This window comes from Parageobacillus toebii NBRC 107807, assembly GCF_003688615.2.
Lineage (GTDB): Bacteria > Bacillota > Bacilli > Bacillales > Anoxybacillaceae > Parageobacillus_B > Parageobacillus_B toebii.
Genome location: NZ_CP049703.1, coordinates 699,698 through 711,698 on the forward strand (window position 1 = coordinate 699,698; position 12,001 = coordinate 711,698).

10 protein-coding genes and 1 CRISPR repeat array are annotated in these 12,001 nt (G+C 44.0%); all 10 genes read right to left on the bottom strand.

Annotated elements, in window-relative coordinates; translation table 11 throughout:
* Entirely contained in the window at window positions 1-942 is a 942-nt protein-coding gene (locus DER53_RS03625; protein ID WP_062755562.1) for a TetR/AcrR family transcriptional regulator, read from the bottom strand.
* 12 nt (window positions 943-954) lie between these two features.
* Window positions 955-1,098, bottom strand: a complete 144-nt coding sequence (locus DER53_RS03630) for a hypothetical protein (protein WP_015865188.1) — start codon at window positions 1,096-1,098, stop codon at window positions 955-957.
* 203 nt (window positions 1,099-1,301) lie between these two features.
* Entirely contained in the window at window positions 1,302-2,177 is an 876-nt protein-coding gene (locus DER53_RS03635) for an ROK family protein (protein ID WP_062755564.1), read from the bottom strand.
* A gap of 282 nt (window positions 2,178-2,459) precedes the next feature.
* Window positions 2,460-2,883: a CRISPR direct-repeat array (repeat unit 30 nt; unit sequence GTTTCAATCCCTCATAGGTAAGATAAAAAC).
* 284 nt (window positions 2,884-3,167) lie between these two features.
* Window positions 3,168-3,989, bottom strand: a complete 822-nt coding sequence (locus tag DER53_RS03640) for a carbohydrate ABC transporter permease (RefSeq protein ID WP_062755566.1) — start codon at window positions 3,987-3,989, stop codon at window positions 3,168-3,170.
* On the bottom strand, window positions 3,989-4,960 hold the full coding sequence (locus DER53_RS03645; RefSeq protein ID WP_062755568.1) for a carbohydrate ABC transporter permease: 972 nt from the start codon (window positions 4,958-4,960) through the stop codon (window positions 3,989-3,991). The genes DER53_RS03640 and DER53_RS03645 overlap by 1 nt, the downstream gene beginning before the upstream one ends.
* Before the next feature lie 63 nt (window positions 4,961-5,023).
* Window positions 5,024-6,328: an ABC transporter substrate-binding protein gene (locus tag DER53_RS03650; RefSeq protein ID WP_062755570.1), complete on the bottom strand. Its 1,305-nt coding sequence runs from the start codon at window positions 6,326-6,328 to the stop codon at window positions 5,024-5,026.
* A gap of 144 nt (window positions 6,329-6,472) precedes the next feature.
* Window positions 6,473-8,020 carry a response regulator transcription factor gene (locus DER53_RS03655; protein WP_062755572.1) on the bottom strand — a complete coding sequence of 516 codons (1,548 nt, stop codon included), beginning with the start codon at window positions 8,018-8,020 and terminating at the stop codon, window positions 6,473-6,475.
* Window positions 8,017-9,474 (bottom strand): sensor histidine kinase, encoded by a 1,458-nt coding sequence (locus DER53_RS03660; RefSeq protein WP_073968011.1) that lies wholly within the window; start codon window positions 9,472-9,474, stop codon window positions 8,017-8,019. The genes DER53_RS03655 and DER53_RS03660 overlap by 4 nt, the downstream gene beginning before the upstream one ends.
* Window positions 9,467-10,480 (bottom strand): sugar-binding protein, encoded by a 1,014-nt coding sequence (locus tag DER53_RS03665; RefSeq protein ID WP_062755574.1) that lies wholly within the window; start codon window positions 10,478-10,480, stop codon window positions 9,467-9,469. Before DER53_RS03665 ends, DER53_RS03660 begins: the two co-directional genes overlap by 8 nt.
* A gap of 149 nt (window positions 10,481-10,629) precedes the next feature.
* Window positions 10,630-11,994 carry an FAD-binding oxidoreductase gene (locus DER53_RS03670; RefSeq protein ID WP_062755576.1) on the bottom strand — a complete coding sequence of 455 codons (1,365 nt, stop codon included), beginning with the start codon at window positions 11,992-11,994 and terminating at the stop codon, window positions 10,630-10,632.
* Between the last annotated feature and the right edge of the window lie 7 nt (window positions 11,995-12,001).

Consider the following 12,001-nt stretch of genomic DNA (forward strand, 5'->3'; position numbering starts at 1 on the left):
CTAATTCATTTCCTTTTTCCATTTTCGTCTCTCCCATCTATTCGCTGTCATATATTGTTGGATAACTTCTGTCAACGATGCTAAATCATCAGCTAATAGCGGAATATGTTGATTTTCGATATATAATAAAATTCCTTTCACCACATATTTCCTTGGTGCCGACTCTTCATTCATTAACTCTGCTTCTAACGCATCAAGCGCGTCATGAAGTTCGTGCTGTATTTTTTTATCGAGTGAAAACGATAAAATCTTTTTTTGCATATGGGCAATGTGGGCGCTGATCTTTTCTCGCAATACACGGCGTTCTTTTTCTTCTATTTCCATCAACGGCTTTAACATTTCTTTGTTTAAAATCGGCGATTCTTCATGCGAAAAACTCGCAATGATCGCATCCAAACGCCGTACGAGAAAACGCGCTAATTCTTCGGCATGAAACTTATTTGCCTGCAAAATGAAACAAAATATATATTGCCGAATCATGCCGTTTAACATCGTCGCCACATCAAGCACGTACCGCTCTACCTCTGTTCCGTATACTTCGATGAGACGGTCGCAATACCAAGAAAAGATGTTAGCATACTGCTTCAATAAATAATGGTGAATATCGTGGCTAATTTTTGGCAGCTGTTCGTTCATCATCATTTGCAAAAAGTCTTTATGCTCATGCATATTCGCAAAATGTGCGGCGATTTGCTGAATAAACCGCTCTTTTTCTGAACTGCTATCCTGTGAAATGGCGGTGATGTTTGCCATCATTTTTTCAAAATAGTGCCGTATGATAGCGAGCATTAAGTCTTCTTTTGAAGAAAAGTGATGATAAAACGCTCCTTTCGAAATCCCCCACGCATCGACGATATCTTGAATCGATGTCGAATGGTATCCTTTTTCAGCAAACAATTTCATCGCTGTTTCGATAAATTGCACTCTCCGGCCTGCTGTCATGCCCGTCATCTCCTATAAAGAGGAACTTTTCGAAATACCTGGCTCGATGCATTGCCGATACGATGGCAATGAGATGCGGGGTTTCGCAATTTCCGCACGCACGCCGCGCTGCCGAAGCCATTGAACAATTCGTTGATAATTCGTTTCCTTTTTCATTGGACTTCGCTCCTAACGATAATATGACTAGACAGTCAAAAATATTATAAAACAGCGGTATATATTTATCAACTTATTTTATAACATGATTCTATATAAATTATGACCCATCAGTCACAGAAATTAAGAAGTAGGTCCCTACTTCTTTTTTATTTTGGCTAAAAATATAAAAAGACCGCCTGTTTGAACAAGCGGTCAGTGGATCATTGTGCAAGCGCCTGTTCGGCGAGGGCAAGCGCCCCGCAGATGCCAGCATTATCGCCGAGGCCCGGAAGCACAATATATTGATCAATATCGCGCAAAATCGCTTCTTGCTGAATGTACCCGTTCAATAGCTCCTGAACGTTGCGTTGGATTTTTGGCAACAGCTGTTTTTGCTTCATGACACCGCCGCCGATAATGACTTTCTCCGGCGATAAAATTAAGATGTAGTTGGCAATCGCCTGCGCTAAATAAAATGCTTCTAACTCCCATACTTCCAAGCGATCAGCCAGCTCCGCTCCTTTTTTCCCCCAGCGCTTTTCAATCGCCGGTCCGGACGCCATTCCTTCTAAACAATCTCCATGATATGGACAAACACCGGCAAATGTGTCTTCCGGATGACGGCGGATGAGAATATGTCCCATTTCCGGATGCATAAGACCATGGAGCAGGTTCCCTTCGACAATCGCCCCGACGCCGATTCCGGTTCCAACCGTAATATAAATGCAGCTTCGCACCCCTTTTGCGGCACCCCAGCGCCGTTCACCGAGCGCGGCCGCATTCACATCCGTGTCAAATCCGATCGGCACTTGAAAATGCCGTTTCATTTCACCGACAAAATTAAAATTCGCCCATTTTTGTTTCGGCGTGCTTGTAATATAGCCATATGTCGCACTATCGGGATGCAAATCAATCGGACCAAAAGAACCGATGCCGATCGCCTCTAATTCATATCGGCTAAAAAAATCGACGACATGGCGCATCGTTTCTTCCGGCGTCGCCGTTGGAAATGTCACTCTTTCTTTTATATTTCCGTCACGATCCCCGACAGCGCATACAAATTTCGTTCCACCTGCTTCAATCGCCCCAAGATACACGCATTTCTCCCCGCTTTCGTCTCTATGATTTCCGATTTTATTGTACCATAAGGCATCAAGCCAGTGATAAAACCCGCTGAAAATCAGCGGGTTTTTGTGTTGAGCGGTTTTTCAATAAGTACCCGAAAAGAGTGGATTGATAAAGTTTTGATTCTTCATAGATAAGATACGACCTGTTTTTCCTTTGGCCCAAAATGCGCACCTTGCTGCTCAGTTTCAATTCCTTATTAGGTAAGATATAAACAATGCTGAACAATCGGTGTTGCATTGTATTCTGAAAGAGTTTCAATCCCTCATAGGTAAGATAAAAACGGTAGCAGCGCATATGTCATTCCGCACCAATTCTCAGTTTCAATCCCTCATAGGTAAGATAAAAACGTTCGGGAGGGAATCCGATTTTTAGCAATGAATTGAGTTTCAATCCCTCATAGGTAAGATAAAAACATGCCTCGATCGGTACGCTGATACATCTTTAGAGGGTTTCAATCCCTCATAGGTAAGATAAAAACAGAGTTGGAAAATGAGGGAATCACTTTAGAACAAGGTTTCAATCCCTCATAGGTAAGATAAAAACTGATTCCCGATTTCATCTTCAATTATTTGAGTAGAAAGTTTCAATCCCTCATAGGTAAGATAAAAACGGCTGTACCGTTCCAATACACAACCTGTCCGACTGGTTTCAATCCCTCATAGGTAAGATAAAAACCCCAAAAACGTTGCTACATCAACACTTTTCAAAACAAAGCAAGTCCAGTATAATCCATTTTGAAAATTCCGTCAATAGAGTGGATCGGTGATGGCTGTAAGGATAGAGGCAAAAAGAAATTGTCGTCGATCTCCTAGAGTTTTTGCACGATTGGAGGTCGACGACAAAGATTGTGGCACAGGAAGTTCTTACTGCAGATGTTTTGGCATTATCGAAATAGTTCTTCTCCCTGCCAGCTCCTAAAAGATCCTCCACAAACATTTCGCCTTTGCCGGCATGCATGATTACCCTTTTACTGAACCAGCTAGCAAACCACGGACGAAATATTTGCCGAGGAACATATAGACAAGCAATGTTGGCAAAGCAGCAAGCAGCGCCCCTGCCATTTGCACGTTCCATTGCACGATTTGGCTTCCGGATAAGTTTTGCAAAGCGACCATAATGGGCTGCTGGGAAGACGTTGTGATCGTTACCGCAAATAAAAATTCGTTCCATATGTTTGTGAACTGCCAAATCGCTACGACGACAAACCCGGTAATCGACAGCGGAAGCATGATATAGCGGAAAATCCGTAAAAACCCGGCTCCGTCGATTTTCGCCGATTCAATCATTTCATCCGGGATTGCCGCGTAAAAATTGCGGAACATCAACGTCGTGATCGGAATGCCGTACACGACATGGACAAATACAAGCCCTGGAATCGTATTATACAAACCAATTTCCCGCAAAAACTGGATGAGCGGAATTAAAATACTTTGATAAGGAATAAACATGCCAAACAAAATCAACGTAAAAATCGTATCCGCCCCTTTGAATTTCCACTTCGATAATACGTAGCCATTCAATGCTCCTAACAGCGCCGAGAGCAATGTCGCAGGAACAACGAGATAAATAGAGTTCAAAAAGTTTGGCGCCAATTTCTCAAATGCGGTCTGATAACTGCTCCAATCAAAGGCAGTCGGAAGCTTCCACATATCAGAAAGCGTCACTTCATCGAGCGGCTTGACGCTTGTCACGAGCATCACATAGACAGGCATTAAGAAAAATAAGCTCATCAGGATGCAAATGATATACAAAACTGCCCGTGACCATGTCCGTTGTTTCATCATGATTCACCCTTTCGGCTTGAAATCAAATATGGAACGATAAAAATAGCCACAGAAAGCAGCATAATGATCGCGATCGCCGCTCCGTTTGCGTAGTAGTTGCCGCGGAACGTCGTTTCAAACATATATACTCCCGGCACGTCTGTGACAAAGTTTGCTCCAGGGCCAGTCATCGCGTAAATCAGGTCAAAGATTTTCAGCGAAATGTGGGCCATAATGATGATGACACTGACCGTAATCGGCCGTAACATCGGGATAATAATTTTACGATAAATTTGGAACTCCGTGGCGCCATCCATTCGCGCCGCTTCCCGCACTTCTTCCGGAATCGCTCTTAATCCTGCCAAATACATCGCGACCGCAAATCCCGTCATTTGCCATACAGCGGCAATCACCACCGCCACGATCGCCACCGGCACGCCAAACTCAATTTTCCCTAAGTGGAAACTTCCTAAAATCGTTGTATCTGTGTACCACTTCGAGTCCAATCCAAATTTTTTAAAAAACAAGTTGACCCCTGTTGACGGGTTTAATAGCCATTGCCAAACAACCCCTGTTACGACAAACGATAACGCCATTGGGAAAAAGAAAATGTTACGGAAAATCGATTCGCCGCGCAATTTTTGATCCAACAAAATCGCCAACAATTGTCCAAGCACAATCACGACACCGATGAACAAGACCGTAAAGACAAGTGTATTCCGCAAATCGGCTTGAAAACGGAAATCATGAAATAAATAGATATAGTTTTTCAGTCCTGCAAACGACAAGTCAGGTACAAGGGAATTCCAATTGCTGAGAGAAACATATCCCGTCCAGCCGATAAATCCATACACGAAAATCAAAATAAGCACAACCGATGGCGATAGAAATGCAAGTGCAAGCCAATGGTCTACCGTCCATTTCCGCTTTTTTTGCGTCTTTGGAACGACTGTCACGCTTCGTTCCGATACTGCCTTTGCTGTTTCCATATTCCATCCCTCCTGTCGTAACAAGAAAAGGGGAAGAGAATGGTTCCCGTCCCCTTTTCTTCTTTATTTCTTCAATTCTGACGAAGCCGATACAAGTGTATCAATAAACGTTTTCGCATCTTTTTGCGTCACGAAAATATTGACTGCTTGGTTGACTTTTGTCACAAATCCTTCCGGCGCTGCGGATCCATGCGCTAAGCTTGGCGCAAGTTCTGCTGTTTTAAAATCTTGAATTGTTTGTTTTCCATATTCGTCATATTTGGACAGATCCGCATCAATACGAGCTGGGATCGAGCCTTTCAGAGGGTTAAAGGCATCTTGTCCCTCTACAGAACCAAGCACCGATAAAAATTTCTTCACATCTTCTGGATTTTTCACGCCTTTTGGCAAGCCAAACGTATCGGTGATCACCATAAATTTGCCTTCTGTATTCGGAGTTGGCACATAACCGAAGTCTTCATTGACTTTTAATTTCAAATCGTTCACAAAATAACCTTTGACCCAATCTCCCATAATGTTCATGGCCGCTTCGCCTTTTCCGACCAACTGAGCGGCATCTTGCCAGTTGCGGGAACTGTGGTCTTCGTTGACGTAATTCAACATTTTCTTAAACGTGTTGACCGCTTCTTTTACTTTTGGATCGTCAAACGATAATTCTCCTGTCCAAAGCTTTTTGTAATCTTCTGTTCCTAACGTGCCTAGTAAAACCGTTTCAAAAATATGCGTTGCCGTCCAAGGTTCTTTGTCCCCCAACGCAAGCGGAGTAATGCCTTTCGCTTTCAGCTTTTCGGCAACTTGGAAAAATTCATCAAACGTTTTTGGCGGCTGGAGGCCATTTTCGGCAAAGATTTTTTTGTTATACCAAAGCACATTGCCGCGGTGAATATTCACAGGAACGGAATAAATTTTCCCGTCTTTGCTGACCATGTCGATCAATGATTTTGGAAACTTATCCATCCAACCTTCTTTTTCATACAAATCGTTGAGCGGCTCCATTTTACCGGCAGCTACCCATCCTTCATTCAACTCCGCGCCGCCGTGCACTTGGAATGTCGCAGGAGGGTCGTTTCCTTGCATGCGGCTCGCTAGCACCGCTTTCGCATTGGTTCCGGCACCGCCTGCTACTGCGGCATTTTCTACTGGTATATCTGGATATTTTTCTTGAAACAATTTAATTAACGCTTTTAATCCATCTTCTTCTCCGGCGCCAGTCCACCAGCTGAATATTTCAAGCTTTTCGTGTCCTTTGCTTCCGCCTTGATCCTCTTTATTGTTATTGTTGGATGCGGAATTGGAATCGGAATTACAGCCAGCTAACGCCAAGCTGAACGTTAATGCTAAGGACAACCATAATCCTTTTTTCTTCACGTTTCCTCCCCCTTTTCTTTATCATGAAAACCCTTTCAATAATGAATGTAACATGTTTTTTCATCATTTCAGCCAACAAATCTCTGCACTTTTTTGCGATCTTCTTCACTTTTTTGTCCATAGATAAAAAGCTCCTCATCACCATCAAGTGGCGAAGTGGAGCTTTTTCCGATATTCGGTAGGCGACATTCCGGTATGTTTTTTAAAAACGCGGCTAAAATAGTTCGGATCATTGTAGCCGACAAGAAAACAAATTTCCTTTAGACTTTTATTCGGATCTGCCATTTCCTTTTTCGCGCGCGCGATGCGCACTTCAGTCACGTAGTCAATAAACGTCATTCCGAAGCGGTCTTTAAATAGTTTGCTAAAATAGTATGGGCTGATGCCGACATATTCCGCCACTTCTTCGAGTGTCAGCGGATGATGGTAATGCTCGTCAATATAATCTTTCGCCTTGCCAAGCTTTCCGTTTGCCTGCTGATGCCGCCATGCTTGTATATGATGCACCATGTGCTGAAGCTGCTCTGTTGCTGTTCTTTTCAATTTCTCCAAGGAACTGCACGAATGAAAAGTGGTGGTCCGCTCATACGAAATACCGAAATCGGTTAACATGCGTCCAAGCAAAATAAATGTTTCCTCCATCTTCTGTTTCACGACAGGAAACGGATGATGAAAAGCTATCTCTTCTATATAAGATAGACATTGTGTTAATGCTTGTTCGAAATCACCTTCACGCACCACATCAAACAGTCGTTTTTCTCTTTCCGTTTGATCGATAGCCGCCGATGCGAGCACCGCTTTCTTCGGCAGAAAACCGCTCTTTGCCTTTTTTTGCGATGCATAATATTGTACAGCAGCAAGCGCTTCATAATAGGAATAACGCAACCCCTCTAGCTGGGATGCCGGAGAACCAAGACCGATATAAAGTGTTTCTTCATATTGCTTTTCAAACTGCTGGACAAGGTCATGGGCAAGAGATTGTATCATTGGCTTCCATGTTTTCTCGGGAATATCCGTAAAAAACAAAATCGGCATTTGTCCATCGATGATTCTTCCAATGACGTAATATGTCGCCGCCTTTTCTAAAAGCACCTGTTCTACCCAATGTTTCCACACCTCTTTTTTTCCGCCGCTAGGAAATTGAATCACCATAAACATTCCCGAGTCAATCGAAAACGGAAACAGCGTCTCCCATTGTTTCCATTCCTCTGAAGAAACTTCTTCGAGCATCAGCACTGATAACCATTCTTTTTCTACAAGCTTTTGCAATTGGTGCACTCGTTGTTGCAATTCCTTGTTTTCTTCTTCTTTCTTCCGCTCTTCCATTAATTCGTCATACACTCGCCTTAGCGCGCCAATCACTTCTTCTTTCCGGCTCGGTTTTAATAAATATTCTTTCACACCATGCCGCATTGCTTGCTTTGCGTATTCAAACGTATCAAACGCGGATACGATAATAAACTTCATATCCGGGTGATGCCGGCGAATAAGCTCAATCGCTTCCAGCCCGTCGATTCCAGGCATTTTAATATCGATTAACATCGCATCCGGCTTATATTCGTTGGCGATTTCCACCGCCTCACGTCCATTGGCAGCTTCAGCAACTACTTCCATATTCGGAAGATGGTCGCGAATCATTTTTTGCAATGCTTTTCTCTCCAACACTTCATCATCCACAATGGCAATTTTCATTCGCTTCCACCCCCTTTTGTCATTGGCAAAAGCAGACGAACCGTTGTTCCTTCCCCAACCGTTGACTCAATCTCCATCACATCTTGTATCCCATAAAAAAGCTGAAGCCGGCGAATGACGTTGCGTATACCGATGCTCGTGGAGTGTCCGCGTTTTTTTTCATTCGAAGCAGAGTCGTCTTCTTGTCCCTTTATAAAAGCCATTAATTTTTCTTTCGTTTCTTCGCTCATCCCGACGCCGTTGTCCCTTACTTCGATGATGACGCGTTTGTTCCTTTTTTCTACTTTTAACGAAATCTCCGCTCCTTTTTCATAAGATTCGATTCCATGAATAAAGGCATTTTCAATAAGCGGCTGCAAGGTTAGAGGCGGAATGGGCAATGGCAAACATTGTTTATCGACATTCATCGAAAATTTAATTCGGTCAAAAAAGCGTGTCTGTTGGATAAAAAAGTATTCCCTTGCGATATGGACTTCATCGGCTAATGTCACCGTACGCTGCAAATCTCCTAAATTATATCGCAAAATCGCCGCAATCGCTTCAATCAACCGTGATGTTTGGTTCGCTTCTTCTAAATACGCCATTTTCGAAACCACATTTAGCGTGTTAAATAAAAAGTGAGGATTGATTTGGCTCTGCAAACTTTTTAACTCTAATTCTTTTACGAGCCTGTCCAGTTCGGATTTTTTCTTCATTTCCTCAATCAGCCGCTGCAGATTGCGGCGCATATCATTAAACGTATGGGTTAATAATTTTAATTCATCATTCGTTGTGCTAACGACATCAGGACCATCCAACTTCCCGCTTGCAATTTCCCGAGCGGCACGCGAAAGACGCGCGATCGGCTTTGTGATGCCTCCGGAAAACCATACAGCCAAAAGAACGCCAAGCAAAAACGTTGTCATAAACAATCCGATCACCATGTAGCGAAAATAACGATTCCGCTCTTCCACTTCATTGTAAAAATGCTGATAAGTCGTTAATTCATTGTGAATTAATGAAAGGGTCGTCTCTTGAATAAATGAAGAAATCTTCATCGCTTCGTGAAGGTGGGAAGAGTATAAGCTAATATTGCCTGCTTGAAAATGATAGACGGTCAATGCCCCTTCCTCTAGTAAACTTTCAATCATATGTTCATAATTTTCCACTAAAAGCGCATTTTTTCGGTTGGAAAACATTTCTCTGACTTGTTTGCGGTTTTCTTGCAACCAGCGATATTGGCGGTTATATTCTCGCAAATATCGTTCATCTTTTTCTGTAAGATAAGCATTCAACTGTTCTACTAATTGATTCGTACGTTGAGAAATTTCATTCAACAGCAAAAGCCGGCGCATGCTGTAGTCGTACTCATTCACAATATCTTCGCTGCTGTTGTATAAAAAGAAGACAATGCCATTGAGCAACAGGATAAAAATACTAAAATACAACAATAGTTTTGTCCGAATTTTAATCATGTTTCACCTCGTAGTTGCGAGCCGGACGCAGCGGCAAATCTTGCTTGCGGATGACCTTTGTTTCCGTATTCGTAACAGACGGAACATCATTTCCTTTGATAATATCCACCATTGCTTTCACCGCTCGGTATCCCATCTCATAAGGTTCTTGCACCACCGTTGCATGAATTGTTCCTTTTCGCAAATAATGAATCGTCTCCGGCAGCGTATCAAATCCGATAATATAGGTTTCCTTTTCGCGATGAAACTGTTCAATGACCTTTGCGATCCCGATCGCATCCAGCGCGCTTGTGCCATAAAACGCGTTCACCTCAGGATGCTTTTTTAAAATGCTGTACGCTTTTTCGGCTGCTTGTATGCGCGTAATATTTGACTCTTCGATGGCAATGATGCGAATCCCTTTTTCGTTCTTCACCGCATCTTTAAACCCTTGAACCCGCAGTTTCTGATGGGAGGCGGTAAGGCTTCCTGTAATAATCGCTACATTTGCCTTCCCGTGCGTATCTTCCGCTAGCGCTTTTCCAGCAATAAAACCAGCGTAATAGTTATCCGTACCGATATAAGCTGTTCGCTTGCTTGTTGGCGCATCGGTATCGATCGTCACCACAGGAATATTTTTTTCGATAATGCGGTTAATCACTGGCGTAAACTCTTTTTCCGTCAATCCTTGCGTCATAATCCCATCTACTTTGGAAGCGGCCGCTTTTTCAAGAATATGAATATGCTCATCAATGTTGGCCTGCCGCGGTCCGACATATTCGAGATGAACCCCTGTCTCTTTTGCCGCCGCTTTCGCTCCTTTTTCCACTAAGCGCCAATAATCATTATCGAGCTCCTCCGGAACAAGGACAAAATGATACGCGTTATTTTCGTGTTCATTAATTTCTCTTTCACCTGGCTGATGATAGGCATATACTTTCCACGCACAATAGATTGTAAAGGAAGCGCTTGCAACAAGCGCCACAATGCTACTGGCATAAATGATCCACTTCCATCGTTTCCGCATGGGCGACCCCCTATTTTGACAAAAACATGTATGATACGACTTTATTGTACATATTTTTCCCGCACTCCGTCTAACGAAAAAAGAAAGGATGGATTTTATCACGCAAAAAAAAAATCCCCCACTGAGCGTGAATCAGTGAGGGATTTTCATTATAAGAAAATTTTCCCCGGATTCATAATGCCGTTCGGATCAAACAGTTGCTTAATCCCTTTCATAAACGGAACGGAATCACGATGTTCTTCGTATAAAAACTGCCGCTTTCCAATGCCGATGCCGTGCTCGCCCGTGCACGTGCCGCCATGCGATAAGGCGTAGCGGACGATGCGGGCGTTCACTTCTTCGACGCGCTTTACTTCTTCCTTATCCGCCGGATCAAAAGCAAGAATGGTATGGTAGTTGCCGTCGCCGACATGGCCGAGAATCGCGGCCGTCATGCCATATTCATCGACAAGCTTCCGCGTTTCGGCAATCGCTGCCGGCATTTTGGAAATCGGCACACACACATCGGTTGATAACATCGCTTTCCCTGGATATGCCGCTTGAATGGCAAATGCCGCGTGATGCCGGGCTTCCCACAATTTGGCGCGCGCGACAGAATCCTCTTCCATTTCAAACGAAACCGCGTTTTCCGCAACACACAACTCTTTGACAAGCTCTGTTCCGTCTTTTACGCTTGATGCGCTGCCGCTTAGTTCAATAAATAGCGTCGGCGCCGCTGGATAGTCTGTCTGTTTGTATTGATTGACCGCTTGAATCGTTTGCTCATCCACAAGCTCTATTTTCCCCGGAGACACGCCCGCTTTTAAAATTGACGCTGCGGCCTGCGCTGCCTCCGCCAACGTAGGAAAGCTTACTTTAATCGCATTCGTCGCTTCCGGAATGCCCTGAAGACGGACAATAATCTTCGTAAATACACCCAGCGTTCCTTCCGAACCGACAAACAGCCCCGTTAAGTCATAACCTGCCGACGATTTCATCGCCATTCCGCCGGTATGAACGATTTTCCCATCGGCGAGCACGACTTCCAAGCCTAGCACTTGATCGCGCATGACGCCGTATTTGACGCTGTTTGTACCACTGGCGTTCGTTGACGCCATCCCGCCGATCGTTGCGTCCGCTCCCGGATCAACCGGGAAAAACAGTCCATGTTTTTTCAATGCTTGATTCAGCTGCATCCGCGTTACCCCTGGCTCGACGATGGCCAAAAAATCGTCGGGGCGAATGTCAATAATATTATTCATCATCGTAAAGTTGAGTGTGATGCCGCCTTGAACAGGAATAATATGTCCTTCTAGACTGGTTCCTGCTCCAAATGGAGTAACCGGTATGCGCCGCTCATTGGCGTAGGACAACACCGCGCTCACTTCCGCCGCCGTTCTTGGAAAGACGACGACATCCGGCTTTCTCGGTTCGTGATAGGCCATCCCTTTGCTATGCTGCTCAAGAACCGTTTCGTTTATCGTCACCCGTTCACGGTCACCAATCCGTTCTAATAAATCTTCATAAAGTCCCATTGTGATC

Excerpts from the sequence above, each read along its gene's own strand:
- DER53_RS03670 (WP_062755576.1), bottom strand. The coding sequence starts at position 11,994 with ATGGGACTTTATGAAGATTTATTAGAACGGATTGGTGACCGTGAACGG.
- DER53_RS03645 (WP_062755568.1), bottom strand. The coding sequence starts at position 4,960 with ATGGAAACAGCAAAGGCAGTATCGGAACGAAGCGTGACAGTCGTTCCA.
- DER53_RS03660 (WP_073968011.1), bottom strand. The coding sequence starts at position 9,474 with ATGATTAAAATTCGGACAAAACTATTGTTGTATTTTAGTATTTTTATC.
- DER53_RS03665 (WP_062755574.1), bottom strand. The coding sequence starts at position 10,480 with ATGCGGAAACGATGGAAGTGGATCATTTATGCCAGTAGCATTGTGGCG.
- DER53_RS03625 (WP_062755562.1), bottom strand. The coding sequence starts at position 942 with ATGACAGCAGGCCGGAGAGTGCAATTTATCGAAACAGCGATGAAATTG.
- DER53_RS03640 (WP_062755566.1), bottom strand. The coding sequence starts at position 3,989 with ATGAAACAACGGACATGGTCACGGGCAGTTTTGTATATCATTTGCATC.
- DER53_RS03655 (WP_062755572.1), bottom strand. The coding sequence starts at position 8,020 with ATGAAAATTGCCATTGTGGATGATGAAGTGTTGGAGAGAAAAGCATTG.
- DER53_RS03630 (WP_015865188.1), bottom strand. The coding sequence starts at position 1,098 with ATGAAAAAGGAAACGAATTATCAACGAATTGTTCAATGGCTTCGGCAG.